18 protein-coding genes are annotated in these 17,403 nt (G+C 48.2%); all 18 read left to right on the forward strand.

Going from position 1 to position 17,403, the window contains the following annotated elements:
• The first annotated feature begins 110 nt into the window (after positions 1–110).
• The 18 genes from rimP to dapG all read left to right on the forward strand — a co-directional run bounded on the left by rimP (position 111) and on the right by dapG (position 17,377).
• The gene (gene rimP, locus M3202_RS03980) at positions 111–581 is read left to right on the forward strand and encodes a ribosome maturation factor RimP (RefSeq protein WP_251222048.1); all 471 of its coding nucleotides are present in this window, start codon (positions 111–113) and stop codon (positions 579–581) included.
• A 113-nt stretch (positions 582–694) separates the two neighbouring features.
• On the forward strand, positions 695–1,831 hold the full coding sequence (nusA, locus tag M3202_RS03985) for a transcription termination factor NusA (RefSeq protein ID WP_251222049.1): 1,137 nt from the start codon (positions 695–697) through the stop codon (positions 1,829–1,831).
• Between the two features lie 17 nt (positions 1,832–1,848).
• Positions 1,849–2,121 carry an RNase P modulator RnpM gene (gene rnpM, locus M3202_RS03990; RefSeq protein WP_251192184.1) on the forward strand — a complete coding sequence of 91 codons (273 nt, stop codon included), beginning with the start codon at positions 1,849–1,851 and terminating at the stop codon, positions 2,119–2,121.
• Positions 2,118–2,423 (forward strand): YlxQ family RNA-binding protein, encoded by a 306-nt coding sequence (locus M3202_RS03995; RefSeq protein WP_251222050.1) that lies wholly within the window; start codon positions 2,118–2,120, stop codon positions 2,421–2,423. The genes rnpM and M3202_RS03995 overlap by 4 nt, the downstream gene beginning before the upstream one ends.
• Positions 2,424–2,441: 18 nt before the next feature.
• The gene (gene infB / locus M3202_RS04000; protein ID WP_251222051.1) at positions 2,442–4,541 is read left to right on the forward strand and encodes a translation initiation factor IF-2; all 2,100 of its coding nucleotides are present in this window, start codon (positions 2,442–2,444) and stop codon (positions 4,539–4,541) included.
• Positions 4,541–4,819 (forward strand): DUF503 domain-containing protein, encoded by a 279-nt coding sequence (locus M3202_RS04005; RefSeq protein ID WP_251222052.1) that lies wholly within the window; start codon positions 4,541–4,543, stop codon positions 4,817–4,819. Before infB ends, M3202_RS04005 begins: the two co-directional genes overlap by 1 nt.
• A gap of 24 nt (positions 4,820–4,843) precedes the next feature.
• Positions 4,844–5,194, forward strand: coding sequence for a 30S ribosome-binding factor RbfA (gene rbfA, locus M3202_RS04010; protein ID WP_251222053.1), 351 nt, complete (start codon positions 4,844–4,846; stop codon positions 5,192–5,194).
• Positions 5,195–5,362: 168 nt separating this feature from the next.
• Complete coding sequence (gene truB / locus M3202_RS04015; RefSeq protein WP_251222054.1) at positions 5,363–6,280, forward strand: tRNA pseudouridine(55) synthase TruB; 918 nt, start codon at positions 5,363–5,365, stop codon at positions 6,278–6,280.
• A 33-nt stretch (positions 6,281–6,313) separates the two neighbouring features.
• Positions 6,314–7,264: a bifunctional riboflavin kinase/FAD synthetase gene (ribF, locus tag M3202_RS04020; protein WP_251222055.1), complete on the forward strand. Its 951-nt coding sequence runs from the start codon at positions 6,314–6,316 to the stop codon at positions 7,262–7,264.
• Positions 7,265–7,385: 121 nt separating this feature from the next.
• Positions 7,386–7,655, forward strand: a complete 270-nt coding sequence (rpsO, locus tag M3202_RS04025) for a 30S ribosomal protein S15 (protein ID WP_012959342.1) — start codon at positions 7,386–7,388, stop codon at positions 7,653–7,655.
• Between the two features lie 194 nt (positions 7,656–7,849).
• The gene (gene pnp, locus M3202_RS04030; RefSeq protein ID WP_251222056.1) at positions 7,850–9,964 is read left to right on the forward strand and encodes a polyribonucleotide nucleotidyltransferase; all 2,115 of its coding nucleotides are present in this window, start codon (positions 7,850–7,852) and stop codon (positions 9,962–9,964) included.
• Positions 9,965–10,120: 156 nt separating this feature from the next.
• Positions 10,121–11,095, forward strand: a complete 975-nt coding sequence (locus M3202_RS04035; protein ID WP_251222238.1) for a polysaccharide deacetylase family protein — start codon at positions 10,121–10,123, stop codon at positions 11,093–11,095.
• Positions 11,096–11,112: 17 nt separating this feature from the next.
• Complete coding sequence (locus M3202_RS04040) at positions 11,113–12,351, forward strand: M16 family metallopeptidase (RefSeq protein ID WP_251222057.1); 1,239 nt, start codon at positions 11,113–11,115, stop codon at positions 12,349–12,351.
• 236 nt (positions 12,352–12,587) lie between these two features.
• Positions 12,588–12,824 carry a YlmC/YmxH family sporulation protein gene (locus tag M3202_RS04045; RefSeq protein ID WP_251222058.1) on the forward strand — a complete coding sequence of 79 codons (237 nt, stop codon included), beginning with the start codon at positions 12,588–12,590 and terminating at the stop codon, positions 12,822–12,824.
• A gap of 483 nt (positions 12,825–13,307) precedes the next feature.
• The gene (gene dpaA / locus M3202_RS04050) at positions 13,308–14,180 is read left to right on the forward strand and encodes a dipicolinic acid synthetase subunit A (RefSeq protein ID WP_251222059.1); all 873 of its coding nucleotides are present in this window, start codon (positions 13,308–13,310) and stop codon (positions 14,178–14,180) included.
• A gap of 96 nt (positions 14,181–14,276) precedes the next feature.
• Complete coding sequence (dpaB, locus tag M3202_RS04055; protein WP_251222060.1) at positions 14,277–14,870, forward strand: dipicolinate synthase subunit B; 594 nt, start codon at positions 14,277–14,279, stop codon at positions 14,868–14,870.
• Positions 14,871–15,014: 144 nt separating this feature from the next.
• Positions 15,015–16,061 (forward strand): aspartate-semialdehyde dehydrogenase, encoded by a 1,047-nt coding sequence (gene asd, locus M3202_RS04060; protein ID WP_251222061.1) that lies wholly within the window; start codon positions 15,015–15,017, stop codon positions 16,059–16,061.
• Positions 16,062–16,156: 95 nt separating this feature from the next.
• On the forward strand, positions 16,157–17,377 hold the full coding sequence (gene dapG, locus M3202_RS04065) for an aspartate kinase (RefSeq protein WP_251222062.1): 1,221 nt from the start codon (positions 16,157–16,159) through the stop codon (positions 17,375–17,377).
• The last annotated feature ends 26 nt before the right edge of the window (positions 17,378–17,403 follow it).

Genomic DNA, 17,403 nt, shown 5'->3' on the forward strand with positions numbered 1-17,403 from the left:
TACGTGATGCTCAAAGAGTGGGGAAACCCACTCTTTCGTTGTTGTTTCATCAAAGCACTAATAGATGTTCCAGTATACAGCCATTATCGATGCAGCAAGGAGGGTACAGGTTGAGTAAGAAAGTAACTGAGCTAGTAAGCGAGATGACGTTGCCGATTGTTGAGGAGCTGAATCTAGAGCTTGTCGAGGTTGAATTCAAGAAAGAAGGACCGAACTGGTTTCTGCGCGTCTTTATTGATTCAGATACAGGCGTTGATTTGGAAGATTGCGGACAGGTGAGTGAGCGACTAAGTGAAAAGCTTGACGAGCTTGATCCGATCGATCAAGCTTATTTTCTTGAGGTTTCCTCGCCCGGCGCCGAACGACCGCTTAAAAATGAAAAGGACATCATGAAGGCGATCGGCAAAGCGGTTCATGTGACAACCTATGAACCGATTGACGGCGAGAAAATGTTTGAAGGCACATTGACGAGCTTTGATGGAGAACAGCTTGAAATCAGTGTCAAAATCAAGACAAGAACAAAGACATTCACCGTTCCTTACAATAAAGTGGCAAAAGCCAGATTAGCCGTCATTTTGTAGGAAAGAGGAAGAGTAGTGACGACTGATTGTTACGGCTTCGCATGTCACGTCTAAGAAACCGCCCGGCGGTTTCCTATAAAAAGAGCCAATTTTGAAAGGGGGAAGCATAATCCATGAACAGCGATTTTATGGATGCATTAGCAACTTTAGAAAGGGAGAAGGGGATCCAAAAAGAGGTGATTATCGAAGCGATCGAAGCGGCGCTAATTTCCGGCTATAAGCGCAATTTTAATCAGGTCCAGAACGTTCGTGTCGACGTGAACCGCGATACGGGCACGATCCGCGTATTTGCACGGAAAACCGTCGTCGAAGAAGTGTTCGATGCAAGACTCGAAATTTCCCTTGATGAAGCAAAGAAAATCAATCCGAATTATGAGGTCGATGACGTCGTTGAGATTGAAGTGACGCCGAAGGATTTTGGACGGATTGCTGCGCAAACAGCAAAGCAGGTTGTAACGCAGCGGGTTCGTGAGGCGGAGCGTGGAATTATTTATTCTGATTTTATTGATCGTGAAGAGGATATTATGACGGGAATTGTTCAAAGGCAGGATCATCGCTTTATTTATGTCGATCTTGGCAAGGTGGAGGCGTTGTTGCCGTTAAATGAGCAAATGCCGAATGAAACCTACAAGCATAATGACCGGATCAAAGCATATATTACGAAAGTCGAAAAAACGACGAAGGGTCCGCAAATTTTAATCTCCCGCACCCATCCAGGCTTGTTAAAGCGCTTATTTGAGCTTGAAGTGCCGGAAATTTACGATGGAACGGTTGAGATAAAGTCGGTTTCACGGGAAGCCGGTGACCGGTCAAAGATTGCCGTTCATGCTGATAATCCCGAGGTCGATCCGGTTGGCGCCTGTGTCGGGCCGCGCGGTCAGCGTGTCCAGACGATTGTCAATGAATTAAAAGGGGAAAAGATTGATATTGTCCGCTGGTCTGAAAACCCGGTTGAATATGTCGCCAATTCGTTAAGCCCGTCAAAGGTGCTGAAAGTCAAAGTGAACGAAGAGGATAAAATGACCCAGGTGATCGTACCTGATTACCAGCTGTCACTGGCGATCGGCAAGCGCGGACAGAACGCCCGCTTAGCGGCAAAGCTCTCCGGCTGGAAGATCGATATTAAAAGTGAATCGGATGCGAAAGAGCTGGGAATCTTTGATGATGAAGGATTTGTGACAGTTGAAGAGCAGGAAGCGTCCAATCAGGATCACAGCTTTACCGCGATAGAAAGCAACGAGCAAGAGTAAGAAGGGAGATGGAGCCGTTGAATAAGCGCAAAGTTCCTCTTCGAAAATGTGTCGTAACAAATGAGATGAAGCCAAAGCAAGAACTTATCCGGATTGTCCGATCGCCCGAAGGAGTCGTATCCGTCGACCCTACAGGGAAGAAGAACGGCCGTGGCGCCTACATTAGCAACAGCGAGGAAGTGTTTGAGCTGGCTAAGAAAAAGGATGTCCTCTCAAGACATTTGCAGACAAAGGTAAGTCCGGAGATTTATGATCAGCTTAAAGAAGCAAGTAAGCGGGGAACGAAATGAGCCAGCCGCCGTGGGTTGCCTTTTTAGGGCTTGCCGCCAGGGCGCGCAAACTCGTAACAGGGGAAGAGCTTGTATTGAAAGAAGTGAGGAGAGGGTCAGTGCGATTGATTCTTCTCTCAGCTGATGCCGCAGAACAGACAAAGAAAAAAGTATTGGACAAATGCAGTTACTACAATGTCCCGGTTCGTCTCGTCGCTGACCGTAGGACGTTAGGACAAGCAATCGGTAAAGCAGAAAGAGTCGTCATTGCTCTTACGGATGAAGGCTTTGCGAAAAAAATGACTGCGCTATTGGACCAATGATTCTGGAGGAATGTATATATGAGGAAGATGCGAATATATGAATATGCGAAAGAACATAATGCAACAAGCAAAGGAATTATCGACAAGTTAAAGCAGGCTGGAATTGAAGTCTCAAACCATATGTCAGTGCTTGATGAACAGATGGTCAAAGTGTTGGAAGGAAAGGGTTCGAATGGTGGAGGCGGAGAACGCGCCAATGAGCCGGCAAAAGAGAGCCGTCCTTCCATGCCGCCTAAGAAAAAAGAAAGCTCACGTCCGCAGCATCAAGGCGGACAAAATCGAAAAGGACCGAAAAAGCCGAATCAATCCCGCTCTAAGCAGCAGCAAAGACCGCAGCGCCAGGAGCCGCCTAAAGCGAAGCCACTTCCGGAAAAAATCACCTTTGTTGAATCGCTGACGGTTGGTGAATTGGCGAAGAAGCTTCATAGAGAACCATCGGAGATTATTAAGAAGCTAATGGGACTCGGCGTGATGGCGACGATCAACCAAGAGCTGGATAAAGATACGATTGAATTAATCGGGACGGATTACGGTGTTGAAGTAGAGGAAGAAATTGTTATCGATAAGACGGATATCGAAAATTATGTAGACGAAGATAAAGAGGAAGACTTAAAAGAGCGTCCTCCTGTTGTGACGATCATGGGTCATGTCGATCACGGGAAAACGACGTTGCTTGATTCGATTCGTCATACGAAAGTAACCGAAGGAGAAGCTGGGGGGATCACTCAGCATATCGGGGCGTATCAAATCGACGCAAATGGAAAGAAAATCACGTTCCTTGATACACCGGGGCACGCCGCCTTCACAACGATGCGCGCGCGCGGTGCGCAAGTAACTGACATTACAATACTCGTCGTCGCCGCTGATGATGGTGTCATGCCACAGACGAAAGAAGCAATCAGCCACGCCAAGGCTGCCGGAGTACCGATTATCGTCGCTGTTAACAAAATTGATAAAGAAGCGGCCAACCCTGACCGTGTCATGCAGGAGTTAACCGAGTTTGAACTCGTTCCGGAAGCATGGGGCGGCGATACGATTTTTGTCAATGTTTCAGCGCTCGATGGAACGGGAATTGACGAATTAATTGAAATGATTCAGCTTGTCGCTGAAGTCGAAGAATTAAAGGCGAATCCGAATAAGCTCGCTTCGGGAACCGTTATTGAAGCGGAGCTCGATAAAGGACGCGGGGCCGTTGCGACCTTGCTCGTCCAAAGCGGAACGCTTAAAGTCGGTGATCCGATTGTCGTCGGGGCGACGTTCGGTCGTGTCCGGGCGATGGTCAATGATCTTGGCCGCCGTGTGAAGGAGGTCGGACCATCAACGCCGGTTGAAATTACCGGTTTAAGTGATGTGCCTCAGGCGGGTGACCAGTTCCGGGCGTTTGCTGATGAAAAGACAGCGCGTCACATCGGGGAAGCACGGATGTCGAAGCATCGTGAAGCGAACTTGGCGAAGACGTCACGCGTGAGCCTCGATGATTTATTTGATCAAATCCAGCAAGGTGATGTCAAAGAAATCAACGTCATCATTAAAGCGGACGTCCAAGGTTCCGTTGAAGCGATGCGCGGCTCGCTCGAAAAGATCGAGGTTGAAGGCGTGAAAATCAACGTCATTCATACCGGTGTCGGGGCGATTACCGAATATGACGTGATGCTCGCTTCAGCGTCCAATGCGATTGTGATCGGCTTTAATGTTCGTCCTGATGTCAACGCGAAACGGACGGCCGACGCCGAAAAGGTCGATATTCGTCTGCACCGCGTGATCTATAACGCGATTGACGAAATTGAAGCGGCGATGAAAGGTCTGCTTGATCCTGAATTCGAGGAAAAAGTCATTGGGCAGGTCGAAGTGAGAACAACCTTTAAAGTATCGAAGGTTGGAACGATCGCCGGCGCCTATGTAACAGATGGAAAAATCACAAGAGACTCTACCGTGCGCTTAATTCGTGACGGCATCGTCATTTATGAAGGAGCGATCAATGCGCTGAAACGCTTTAAGGATGATGCTAAAGAGGTTTCCGCCGGGTATGAATGCGGAATAACCCTTGAGAATTATAATGATGTCAAAGAAGGCGACATTATAGAAGCATACGTTATGGAAGAGATTGAACGGAAATAATGATTGGTGCAGTGCGTTGTGAACTGTTGATTTATGACGTCCAATCACTCAAACAAAAACGTTCGGTCTTAAAAAGCATCCAGACGAGATTAAAGCAGCGGTATAACCTTTCCGTAGCTGAGACAGCCTATTATGACAGTTGGCAGCGTGCGGAGTTGACGCTGGTGACTGTCGCAAATGACCGGGTTGTCTGTGAACGGGAACTGCAGCGGGCGCTTACCCTCATTGATGGTCAGCCAGAGGCAGAACGTACGATTACCGAATATGAATGGCTATAGTGAAAAGAGCAGAGGTGATAGGGTATGAGTAATGTTCGTGCACACCGTGTTGGTGAACAAATGAAAAAAGAATTAAGTGATATTATTATGCGGGAGCTTAAGGATCCTCGCGTCAGCTTTGTAACGGTGACGGGAGTCGATGTGACAGGCGACCTTCAACAGGCGAAGGTGTATATTACGGTTCTTGGGAGCGAGGAGCAGAAAGCAGCGACGCTTCAAGGCTTGTCGAAAGCAAAAGGATTTATCCGCTCAGAAATCGGCAAACGGATCCGCCTGCGGAAAACACCCGAGCTGACCTTCGAATTTGATGAATCGATTGAATACGGCAACCGGATTGAAACATTGCTGCAGGATTTAAACAAAGGTGATCGGTAAGAAAAGCAGGAAACAGATGAATGACAAAACCGAGGCCGCTGAAAAAGTAAAAATCGTCCTTTTTCAGCAGCTTCATGACAACCAGGGCTGTTTCAGAAGGGAAAACTCCTTTTGACACAGCCCCTCCTTTTGTTGGTCAAACAGAGAAGAAAAAGGGGGACACGTTGAATGAACGGTCCAAGCGGAATTTTAATTTTACATAAGCCAAGAGGAATGACTTCGCATGACTGTGTCGCAAAAATCAGAAGGCTGTTCCACACGAAAAAAGTCGGTCACACCGGCACGCTCGATCCGGATGTGAATGGGGTGCTGCCAATTTGTATCGGCACGGCGACAAAGGTTGTTGAGTATATGTCCGATCACTCGAAAGTATACGAGGGAGAAGTAACGCTTGGCAGGGCGACGACGACGGAAGACAAAAGTGGCGAAACAGTCGCTGAAAAGGCGGTCACGGAAAGATGGTCGAAGGCTGAGCTTGAGGACGTTCTCCGTTCGTTTGAAGGCGTCATTACCCAGGTGCCGCCAATGTATTCCGCTGTGAAGGTCAATGGACGCAAGCTGTACGAATATGCCCGGAAAAATCAGCACGTTGAACGGCCAAAGCGCGAGGTTACGATTCATTCGTTAGAGCTTTTATCAGATGTGAGCTATACCGAAACGACTGCGGCGTTTTCCTTCAGAGTTCACTGCAGCAAAGGAACGTATGTCCGGACGCTTGCTGTTAATATCGGCGAGCGGCTTGGCTATCCGGCCCATATGACCGCGCTTGTCCGCACGGCTGCCGGTCCTTATTCTCTTGAGCAAAGCCTGACGTTTGCCGAGCTTGAACTAAAACAGGAAACTGATCAGCTTGAGGACGTTCTTTTGCCGTTTGAGTCGGCACTGGCACAGTTTCCCGCCTGCACGGTCGATCGCCAAACGGAACAGCAGATCAAAAATGGAGCTGTTCTGCCGGCGGAGAAAGGATTAGATCAAAACCGGTTTACCGTTTATAATGAAGATGGAGAATGTTTAGCTGTTTATCAGCAGCATCCGACAAAAGCCGGTTTGATTAAGCCTGAGAAAATGTTTTGGACAGGCTCATAACGTTTGAAATCGTGTAGGGAAAAGAGGATTCATATGGATACTATTTATTTACATCACCCAATTGAAGCTTCTACTTTGAAGTTGCAGCCAACCGTCATGGCATTAGGCTATTTTGATGGCGTGCATCGTGGACATCAGCAGGTGATGGCGAAAGCGAAGGAGGTCGCGCACGATTTAGGGGTTACGACTTCGGTCATGACCTTTCATCCTCATCCGCAAGAAGTATTGCGCAAGCCGAAAACGCCGCTGAAATACATAACACCTTTACCTGATAAAGTGGAGCGGATCGAAAGCCTCGGCATTGATACGCTCTATGTCGTGCAGTTCACCGAGGAATTTGCCCGCTTAACGCCGCAGCAGTTTGTCGATCACTATTTAATTGCCCTTGATGTTGTTCATGTTGTCGCCGGCTTTGACTTTACTTATGGGTCATTAGGAAAAGGGACGATGGAAACATTGCCTTTTCACGCCCGTGACAGGTTCAGCTATACGATCGTCGACAAATTTGAAGAGAATCAGCAAAAGGTGAGCTCGACCGTGATCCGGGAGCTGTTAGCCGAAGGGCGCGTGCAGGATGTGCCGCTTTATCTCGGGATGCCTTACACGGTAAAAGGTCAGGTCGTCGACGGGGAAAAGCGCGGCCGGACGATCGGTTTTCCAACGGCGAATGTCGCGCTCGGCGAGCGGTACCTTCTGCCGCAAAATGGCGTTTACGCCGTTACGATGCGCACGGCCGATCAGCTGCTTGAAGGAGTGTGCAACATTGGGGTGAAACCGACATTTCACCAGGAAGGAGCGGCAGAGCCCACAATTGAAGTCCATCTGTTTGATTTTTCCGGTGATCTTTATGGAGCGCATGTCGAAGTAGAATTTCACCTTTTTATCCGCCCAGAGCAAAAGTTTGCCGGTGTCGAGGCTCTCGTTTCGCAAATTGAAAAAGACAAGCAGCAGGCAATTGATTACTTTCGCCATAACAGCTCTTGATTTCAGCGTAAAAAAAGAGTATAGTGATAATTGTACTTTTATGTACAGATCCTGTCCTTGGCAAAACGAGTCACCGACGTTTGCTCGGGATGAGGAGATTATAATAAAGGAGGTGGATTGGATGGCATTAACACAAGAGCGTAAGAACGAACTAATTGCTGAGTTCAAAACGCATGATACGGACACTGGTTCTCCAGAGGTTCAAGTAGCTATCCTAACTGAGCAAATCAACACATTAAATGAGCATTTACGTACTCACAAGAAGGATCATCACTCACGTCGTGGTCTTCTTAAAATGGTTGGTCAGCGTCGTAACCTGTTAACATACCTGCGTAATAAGGATGTTACTCGTTACCGTAATCTTGTTGATAAGCTTGGCTTACGCCGATAATCATGAAGAAAGCGGGAGTTTTCCCGCTTTTTTCTTGATTTCAAAAGATTGGAAAACAAACATATTTCAGCCAAATTATGTCTGTTTATAACGCAGAGGGCGGTTATTGCCTATTTCTTCTTTTATTTTCGTCCGAAATAGGGAATAATACATGATAGATGAATGAATATTGGTGTACGAGAGGAGTACGCGTAATGGAACAAACGAAACACGAATTTAAAATGGATTGGGCTGGTCGCGAGCTAACGGTAGAAACGGGGCAGTTGGCCAAACAGGCAAACGGGGCCGTTCTAATCAGATATGGTGATACAGCCGTGTTGTCGACAGCAACAGCTTCAAAGGAACCAAAGGACCTTCCGTTCTTTCCGCTGACAGTGAATTATGAAGAGCGTTTGTATGCAGCCGGAAAAATTCCGGGAGGCTTTATTAAACGTGAAGGACGTCCGAGTGAAAAGGCGATTTTGGCGAGCCGTCTGATCGACCGCCCGATTCGTCCGTTATTCCCTGACGGCTTCCGTAATGAGGTGCAGGTAATTAGTATCGTCATGAGTGTCGATCAAAATTGTTCGTCTGAAATGGCGGCAATGGTCGGCTCATCTTTGGCATTATCTATTTCAGATATTCCGTTCGGAGGACCGATTGCCGGTGTGACGGTTGGACGTCTTGATGGAGATTTCGTCATTAACCCAACGACTGAGCAGCTCGATAAAAGCGATATCAATCTTGTCGTCGCGGGAACGAAGGACGCCATCAATATGGTTGAAGCCGGCGCCGATGAAGTACCTGAAGAAGTGATGCTTGAAGCGATCATGTACGGTCACGAGGAAATCAAGAAAATCATCGCCTTCCAGGAAGAGATCATCGCAGCAGTCGGTAAGGAAAAATCGGAGATCAAGCTGAAGCAGGTCGACGCGGAGCTTGACCAGGAGATTCGTCAGCTGGCGGAAGCGAAGCTGAAGGAAGCGGTTCAAGTGCCGGAAAAGCACGCGCGCGCCGAAGCGATTGATGCGGTAATGAAGGAAACGCTCGCCGTATTCGAAGAGCGTGAAGAAGTCGCAAAAAGCGACGTTGAAGAAGTGCTGAATAAAATTGTCAAAGAAGAGGTCCGCCGTTTGATTACGGTCGAAAAGATCCGTCCGGACGGCCGGAAAGTTGACGAGATTCGTCCGTTGGCTTCACAGGTGCATTTACTGCCGCGGACGCACGGTTCAGGCTTGTTCACACGCGGTCAAACGCAGGCGCTCAGCATTTGTACATTAGGCGCATTAGGTGACGTGCAAATTCTTGACGGCTTGGGAATCGAAGAATCGAAGCGCTTTATGCACCACTATAATTTCCCGCAATTCAGCGTCGGTGAGACAGGTCCGATTCGTGCTCCGGGTCGCCGGGAAATTGGACATGGTGCTCTTGGAGAACGGGCGTTGGAGCCGGTTATTCCGAATGAAAATGAATTTCCGTATACCGTTCGTCTCGTCTCTGAAGTTCTTGAGTCAAACGGCTCAACGTCACAGGCCAGTATCTGTGCGAGTACACTGGCGATGATGGATGCCGGTGTGCCGATTAAAGCGCCGGTTGCCGGAATTGCGATGGGACTTGTCAAGCAAGGGGACCATGTATCCGTTCTAACCGATATTCAAGGAATGGAAGATGCGCTCGGCGACATGGACTTTAAAGTAGCTGGAACGAGAGATGGCGTAACAGCGCTGCAGATGGACATTAAAATCGATGGGATTAACCGCGCTATTTTGGAAGAAGCGCTTGCTCAGGCGAAGCGGGGCCGGATGATTATTCTTGATAACATGCTTGAAGCGATTGCGGAATCGCGCAAAGAGCTGTCTGAGTACGCTCCTAAGATTATGACGATGCGAATCAATCCTGACAAGATTCGCGACGTGATTGGACCAAGCGGAAAGATTATTAATAAAATTATCGAAGAAACCGGCGTGAAAATTGATATTGAGCAGGATGGAACCGTCTATATTTCTTCGATCGATATGCAGATGAATGAAAAGGCCCGCGCGATTATCGAAGATATTGTCCGCGAAGTGGAAGTCGGACAAACCTACCTCGGAAAAGTAAAGCGGATTGAGAAGTTTGGCGCGTTCGTCGAGCTCTTTAAAGGGAAGGACGGGCTTGTGCATATTTCCCAACTGGCGGAAGAGCGCGTCAATAAAGTCGAAGATGTCGTGAAGATCGGCGATGAAATTCTCGTTCGTGTGACGGAGATTGACAATCAGGGCCGAGTGAATCTTTCTCGGAAAGTCATTCTCAAGGAAGAGAAAGAGCGCCAGGAACAAGCGCAAAAATAATGGTTGAAGCTGGCTGTGAAGCTCATGCCGGTGATCGCTTCGGGGGTGCATCTTTTGATGTGCCCCCTAGGCATGAACCCGTACTATCTACTACATAAATTTTCTTCTAACCTGTCCGACTCATGCATAAAATGGCATGAGAGGAGGGCTGAAGTGATGAAGAAAAAGCTCGTTCATGTGTGTGTATTCTTTTTCATAGTTGTGTTATCGATCGGGGCCGTCCAAAACCCCTTTTCGCTTCATTATATTGGAGAGCTGAAAGATGACAGTCAAATGGTCATAAAGCAGCAGGATCCTCTCTATGAAGAAATTGCTGCCCGGGCCGAGGAATACAGGGAAGCGGCGATTGATGCGCGGATTGACCGGGTGTGGAAGGCGGTGCCCGGCTATAACGGCCGTGAAGTGGATATTGATGCTTCCTTTGATAAAATGAAAAAGCTGGGAAGCTTTGCCGAAGAAAGGCTGATTTACCGTGAAACGAGTCCGAGTGTCCATTTAGAGGATTTACCGCCAGCCGGTATTTATAGAGGAAACGAGCAAAAACCGATGATCACATTTTTAGTCAATGTGGCGTGGGGAAATGAATACTTGCCGGAAATCGTCAAAGTGTTAAACAAGTATGATCTGAAGACGACTTTTTTTCTCGACGGTTCATGGGTCAAGAAGAATCCGAGCCTGGCAATGATGCTCGTGGAGGAAGGCCATGAGATTGGCAATCATGCTTACTCTCATCCAGATATGAATACGCTGACCGCAGCAAGGATTGAGGAAGAAATAAGCAGAACGAACGAAGTGATTGAAGCAACGCTCGATTTAACACCGGAGTGGTTCGCTCCGCCAAGCGGAAGCTATAATCAAACTGTTGTCGAGCAGGCGGCCAAGCATGGGATGAAAACGATTCTCTGGTCTGTTGATACCGTTGACTGGCGCAAGCCGGATCCAAATGAAATGGTCAACCGTGTCCTTTCTAAGCTCCATAATGGGGCGATGATTTTGATGCATCCGACAGAGCCGACAGCAGCCGGTCTGGAAGCATTAATTAAAGGGATTCAGGCAGAGGGCTATCGCATTGGCCCTGTATCTGAATTGCTTTCTGAAAAACGGGTAATGTTACAAACAGCGCTTGATTAGGTATAGGGGGATGAAGATTGATAAATAGAATTGAACTAGATAATGGTGTCCGCATTTTAGCAGAGCAAATTCCGACTGTCCGTTCCATTTCGATCGGCATCTGGATTGGCACGGGCTCACGTTTTGAACAAAAGCAGGAAAACGGCATCTCGCATTTCCTTGAGCATATGTTTTTTAAAGGGACGACATCCCGCAGCGCGGCGGAAATTGCGGAATCATTCGATCGGATTGGCGGACAGGTCAATGCGTTCACCTCAAAGGAATATACGTGCTACTATGCAAAGGTTCTTGACGAACACGCCGGGTACGCTGTCGATATTCTCGCCGATATGTTCTTCCATTCGGTGTTTGATGAAGAAGAGCTGAAGAAAGAAAAAAATGTCGTTTTTGAAGAAATCAAAATGGTTGATGACACCCCGGATGATATCGTCCATGACTTGCTAAGTGAAGCGAGCTACGGAAAGCATCCGCTCGGCCTGCCGATTTTAGGAACGGTCGAGACGTTGCAAACGTTCACGAGTGAAACGCTCCGTGATTATATTGATCGCTTTTATACGGGGAGCAATGTCGTCGTCTCGATTGCCGGCAATGTGACCGCGGACGTGATTGAGCAATTAAAGAGCGTCTTCTCAAAAGTAAAGCCTTCAACGAACACGTTCAAGCTAGAGGCACCTGCTTTCTTTTCTGAAACAATCGTTCGCAAAAAAGAGACAGAACAAGCTCATCTTTGTTTGGGCTATCCTGGGCTTGCCGTCGGCAGCACGGATATTTATGCGCTCGTTCTGTTAAACAATCTGCTTGGCGGCAGCATGAGCAGTCGTCTGTTTCAGGAGATTCGGGAGAAGCGCGGCCTTTGCTATTCCGTCTTTTCTTATCATTCCTCCTATCAGGACAGCGGCATGCTGACGGTCTATGCCGGAACGGCTCACCAGCAGCTTGAGGATCTGACTTCAGCTCTGCTGGAGACGACAGGGCAGCTCGCGGAAGAAGGAATCACGGAAAAAGAATTGCAAAATGGCAAGGAACAGCTGAAGGGCAGCCTGATGCTCAGCCTTGAAAGCACGAACAGCCGCATGAGCCGAAACGGCAAAAATGAGCTGCTGCTGCGCAAGCACCGCACGCTCGATGATATGCTTGCAGAGATTAACGGGGTCACGTTAAGCCAGGTTAATTCCCTGGCCGGGCAAATTCTGAAGGAAAAACCGTCGATTTCCTTAATTAACAGTACAGGAAAGCTGCCGGTCAACCTTCAATAGAAAGAAAGGCTGCCACCTTTCATAAACAGACTCGAGCTTGAGACAAACTAGCTTTGTGGCGGTTCCGCACCTTGCTTAAGGGCTGGGCAAAAGGTAAAGGCAACCTTCTGTCCCTGCCTCTATGTATTAAAGTGGCAATGAAGGAAGGGGTTGTGTCAAAATTTTGGCACGCCCCTTCTTTTTTTATGAATCGCCACATACCTATGTAGAAAAGCTGTACGAAGGGAGTGTGTCGAATGCGACTAAGCGAGATCAGCAGCAAAGAAATTATTGATTACCAAAAAGGAGAGCGCCTTGGAATTTTAGGACAGACCGATTTGCTAATCAATGAACAAACAGGAGAGATCGAAGCCTTTATTATTCCGACGATGAAATGGTTCGGACTCGGCAAGAAGGACCGGGAAGTTACCGTGCACTGGCAGCAAATTAAAAAGATCGGCGAGGATATGATCATCATTGATTTAGACGAGTAGTAAGCATAGACCTCTCTCGCAGCCTCAGCTCACGTCTGAAAGGGAGGGAATTCACGGTGTGTCAAACAGGCAAGCCGCTCCTTTTGACACACCATATACAAGCACTCCCTGCATTACGCTTGTCTGAAAAAGAGAACCAGCTTCTTTTTCAGACAAGCTTTTTTTGTGCGCAAAGGGAAGACGATGGCGAAAAGCCGGACGAGACTTCGTAGTCCGCCAGCTCCGGTAACCAGCTTCGTTATGTCCCAATCTTTTTCCTTGTTTTCGGCCGCTCTGTTTGCTGCATCTCGTCAGCGCTTTTTCGTAACTCGAAGAAGAGTAATGGCTCCGCGCTCGTTACTAAAAAGCTTCAGCCTCTTCGTGGGCAACGGCTTTTTCAAGCGGAAAGGTATTCACCCTTCTCCGCCGTGCCACATAAACTATGGTTGAATGTTCAAATGGGGTCTAAAGGGAAGGGAGTCGCAGAAAGGAGAACAAGTGCACATGCTAACAGATAAACATATCGTCGTGATCGGCGGGGATGCCCGGCAGCTGGAAATTATTCGCAAACTGTCGACCTTAGATGCCAAAATTACACTCGTCGGCTTCGATCAGCTTAATGACGGTTTTATTGGAGCCTCAAAGCAGACGATGAATGAAGTCGATTGGAGTACAGTTGATGCTATTTTTCTGCCGATAAGCGGAATGAGCATGGAAGGAAAAGTGGATACGATTTTTTCAGATGAAACGATTGAATTGACAGGAGAGCAGTTGAAAGAAACGCCGGATCATTGCGTCGTTTATTCAGGGATTACAAACAGCCGGCTCGACAGCTGTGTAAACGAGGCAAATCGCAAGCTTGTGCTCTTAATGGACCGGGATGATATTGCTATATATAATTCAATTCCTACAGCCGAAGGCGCGGTCATGATGGCGATTCAGCATATGGAAATTACGATTCACGGGGCGGAAGTGGCGGTTCTCGGCCTCGGGCGCGTCGGGATGACGGTCGCCAGAACGTTTGACGCGCTAGGAGCGAATGTATCTGTCGGCGCGAGAGAATCACGGGATATCGCCCGGATTACCGAAATGGGGTTGAAGCCATTTTATATCGAGGACATCAGAACAGCGCTGCGAACCGTTGATCTCTGCATTAATACAATACCCGCACCCGTACTTACGGCAAATGTCCTGGCAGAGATGCCGCTGCACGCTTTCATTATCGATTTAGCCAGCAAGCCCGGCGGCACGGATTTTCGCTATGCCGAAAAAAGAGGAATGAAAGCATTGCTTGCACCGGGGCTGCCTGGCATCGTCGCCCCGAAAACGGCCGGGCAAATTCTCGCTGACGTGCTGACTGTCCTGCTAGAAGGATAAGGAGCAGAGGCGGTTTCAAATGCGAGGGAGGGCGTCGCACGTCACTTCAAAGAAAACTGCGCAGCGGTTTTCTTATTTCATAGAGGAGGAGAAGAGATGAGCTTAAAAGGAAAACACATCGGCTTTGGGTTAACGGGATCTCACTGCACCTATGACGCGGTTATGCCGGAAATGGAGAAATTGGTTCAGCTCGGAGCAAAGGTGACGCCATTTGTTTCCTACACGGTGCAAACAACAGATACAAAGTTTGGCGACAGCGCCGATTGGCTGAAGCGGATTCAGGAAATTACAAGCGAGCCGATTGTTGATTCAATCGTCAAGGCGGAGCCTTTTGGCCCGGCGACGCCGCTTGACTGCATGGTTATCGCGCCGATCACCGGCAATTCGACGAGCAAGTTGGCGAACGCGCTAACCGACTCACCTGTATTAATGGGAGCAAAGGCGACATTGCGAACCGGCAGTCCGGTTGTACTCGGCATTTCAACCAACGACGCGCTCGGTCTAAACGGGGTTAACGTGATGAAGCTAATGGCGACGAAGAACATTTACTTTATTCCATTTGGCCAAGATGACCCGATCAAAAAACCAAACTCGTTAGTCGCCAGAATGGAAGCATTAGTGGACACGGTCGAGGCTGCAATTGCTGGCAAGCAACTTCAACCGGTTCTCGTGGAAAAATTCAGAGATTAACGGATACGTGCTGTTGCACAAAAGCAATATTTCCCTTAAAGTTTAATAGAGGAAACGAACAGGTCAGGATATGATATAATCAATCCATCCTCTCGTCGTTAACACTTAAACTGTAGAGAATTTGGAAGGGAGATTACGAGAATCATGACAACAGCGAATTATCACGTGGCCGTGGTCGGAGCAACGGGCGCAGTCGGACAACAAATGCTCAAAACATTAGAGGAGCGCCAATTTCCAATTGCAAGCTTAAAGCTTTTATCATCAAAACGGTCTGCAGGAAAGAAAGTAACCTTTAAAGGGGAAGAATATACAGTGGAAGAGGCAACGCCTGAAGCGTTTGAAGGGGTGCAGGTCGCCTTGTTCAGTGCGGGCGGCTCTGTCTCCAAAGCGTTGGCGCCGGAAGCTGTTAAGCGCGGGGCCATTGTGGTCGACAATACGAGTGCGTTTCGGATGGATCCGACTGTACCGCTTGTCGTACCGGAAGTAAACGAAGCGGATTTAAAGGATCATAACGGAATCATTGCCAATCCGAACTGCTCAACGATTCAAATGGTTGTCGCACTTGAACCAATCCGTGAAAAATACGGGTTGAAAAAAGTCATCGTCTCCACGTATCAGGCAGTATCCGGAGCGGGACTTGAAGCGATTGAAGAAATGAAGCAGCAAACAAGGGATATCCTTGACGGGAAGGAATTCACCCCGCAAATCCTGCCGGTTGGCGGCGATAAAAAGCATTATCAGATTGCTTTTAACGCGGTACCGCAAATCGATTTATTCCAGGATAATGGCTATACATTTGAAGAAATGAAAATGATAAATGAGACGAAAAAAATCATGCATATGGCTAACCTTGAAGTCGCCGCGACATGTGTGCGCCTCCCTGTTGAAACAGGGCATTCTGAATCAGTTTATATTGAGACGGAGCAAGGCGGGGCGTCGGTACAAGAGCTGAAAGATCTGCTTGCACAAGCGCCTGGGATCACGTTACAGGATGATCCGGCTAATCAAATCTATCCGCTTGCTTCAGAATGCGTTGGCAAAAATGATGTGTTTGTCGGTCGGATTCGTCATGACCTGAATCGCGATAACGGGTATCATATGTGGATTGTGTCTGATAACTTATTAAAGGGTGCGGCCTGGAATTCCGTGCAAATTGCGGAAAGTCTCGTGAAATTAGGTCTTCTGTCATAATCGCCTAACAGGTGGATCCGTTCCTTCCTACTCTCATTTTAGGAGACAGGGGAGGAGCACCCTTTTAATCTGCGTGGAGAAAAAGAAGGTGTCCGATGAAAATTATTGTACAGAAATTCGGTGGTACGTCCGTTCGTAATGAGGAAAGCAGACAGCAGGCAGCTGCTCATGTCCAAAAAACGGTCGAGGAAGGCTATAAGGTCGTCGTTGTCGTCTCGGCGATGGGACGGCTTGGGGAACCTTATGCGACCGACACGTTGCTTAGCTTAATTGAGCCTGAACACTTGACGAAGCGCGAGCAGGATCTGCTCGTCTCAACTGGTGAAATGATTTCAGCAGTCGTGTTTTCGAATTTACTTAACAGCCGAAGTCTGTCCGCTGTTGCCTTGACCGGCGCACAGGCCGGCTTCCGGACGAACAATGATTTTACCCAGGCAAAAATTATCGAAATGAGCTGCGAGAGAGTCAAGGAAGAGCTTGCTGCGCATGATGTCGTCGTCGTTGCCGGCTTTCAAGGTCAGTCGGAAGCTGGTGAAATGACGACGCTCGGCCGGGGAGGCAGCGATACGTCGGCAACGGCATTGGGGGCTGCCCTTCAGGCTGAATGGGTTGATATTTTCACCGATGTCGAAGGGGTGATGACCGCTGACCCGCGGATCGTTAAGGATGCACGGCCGCTTGAGACGATGACCTATAATGAGATTTGCAATATGGCCTATCAAGGAGCGAAAGTGATTCATCCGCGTGCGGTTGAAATTGCGATGCAGGCGAAGCTGCCGATCCATATCCGCTCGACCTATTCAGACAGCCGCGGCACATTAGTGACGATGGAGGCGGGTCAGCCGAAGGATGTTCATGAACGGTTGATCACCGGGATTGCCCACGTCGCCAATGTGACACAGATTAAGGTCACGGCAAAGGAAGGGCAATACGACTTGCAGGAGAAAGTGTTCAAAGCGATGGCCCAGCAAAAAATCAGCGTTGATTTCATTAATATTAATCCTCATGCAGTCGTCTACACGGTGATGGAACAGGTTGCCGACAAAGCGATTGCCGTTTTGAATGAGCTTGGTTTTGAGCCGGAAGTCAACCGTCATTGTGCGAAAGTATCGGCTGTCGGAGCAGGGATGACAGGGGTGCCGGGGGTGACAGCGAAAATCGTTAGCGCTTTATCACAGCAAAATATCCAAATTCTCCAGTCAGCTGATTCTCATACAACGATTTGGGTTCTCGTGAAGGAAGAGGATATGAGTAAAGCTGTTAATGCACTCCATCATATGTTTCATCTTGATCAATTAGGGCAACAGCAAGGATAACACGTCGGAGAATTCCCTAAAGAAGG

It is taken from the genome of Halalkalibacter oceani (assembly GCF_023715605.1).
Taxonomy (GTDB): Bacteria; Bacillota; Bacilli; order Bacillales; family Bacillaceae_D; genus Halalkalibacter; species Halalkalibacter oceani.

Excerpts from the sequence above, each read along its gene's own strand:
- nusA (WP_251222049.1), top strand. The coding sequence starts at position 695 with ATGAACAGCGATTTTATGGATGCATTAGCAACTTTAGAAAGGGAGAAG.
- M3202_RS03995 (WP_251222050.1), top strand. The coding sequence starts at position 2,118 with ATGAGCCAGCCGCCGTGGGTTGCCTTTTTAGGGCTTGCCGCCAGGGCG.
- infB (WP_251222051.1), top strand. The coding sequence starts at position 2,442 with ATGAGGAAGATGCGAATATATGAATATGCGAAAGAACATAATGCAACA.
- M3202_RS04005 (WP_251222052.1), top strand. The coding sequence starts at position 4,541 with ATGATTGGTGCAGTGCGTTGTGAACTGTTGATTTATGACGTCCAATCA.
- rbfA (WP_251222053.1), top strand. The coding sequence starts at position 4,844 with ATGAGTAATGTTCGTGCACACCGTGTTGGTGAACAAATGAAAAAAGAA.
- truB (WP_251222054.1), top strand. The coding sequence starts at position 5,363 with ATGAACGGTCCAAGCGGAATTTTAATTTTACATAAGCCAAGAGGAATG.
- ribF (WP_251222055.1), top strand. The coding sequence starts at position 6,314 with ATGGATACTATTTATTTACATCACCCAATTGAAGCTTCTACTTTGAAG.
- rpsO (WP_012959342.1), top strand. The coding sequence starts at position 7,386 with ATGGCATTAACACAAGAGCGTAAGAACGAACTAATTGCTGAGTTCAAA.
- pnp (WP_251222056.1), top strand. The coding sequence starts at position 7,850 with ATGGAACAAACGAAACACGAATTTAAAATGGATTGGGCTGGTCGCGAG.
- M3202_RS04035 (WP_251222238.1), top strand. The coding sequence starts at position 10,121 with ATGAAGAAAAAGCTCGTTCATGTGTGTGTATTCTTTTTCATAGTTGTG.
- M3202_RS04045 (WP_251222058.1), top strand. The coding sequence starts at position 12,588 with ATGCGACTAAGCGAGATCAGCAGCAAAGAAATTATTGATTACCAAAAA.
- dpaA (WP_251222059.1), top strand. The coding sequence starts at position 13,308 with ATGCTAACAGATAAACATATCGTCGTGATCGGCGGGGATGCCCGGCAG.
- dpaB (WP_251222060.1), top strand. The coding sequence starts at position 14,277 with ATGAGCTTAAAAGGAAAACACATCGGCTTTGGGTTAACGGGATCTCAC.
- asd (WP_251222061.1), top strand. The coding sequence starts at position 15,015 with ATGACAACAGCGAATTATCACGTGGCCGTGGTCGGAGCAACGGGCGCA.
- dapG (WP_251222062.1), top strand. The coding sequence starts at position 16,157 with ATGAAAATTATTGTACAGAAATTCGGTGGTACGTCCGTTCGTAATGAG.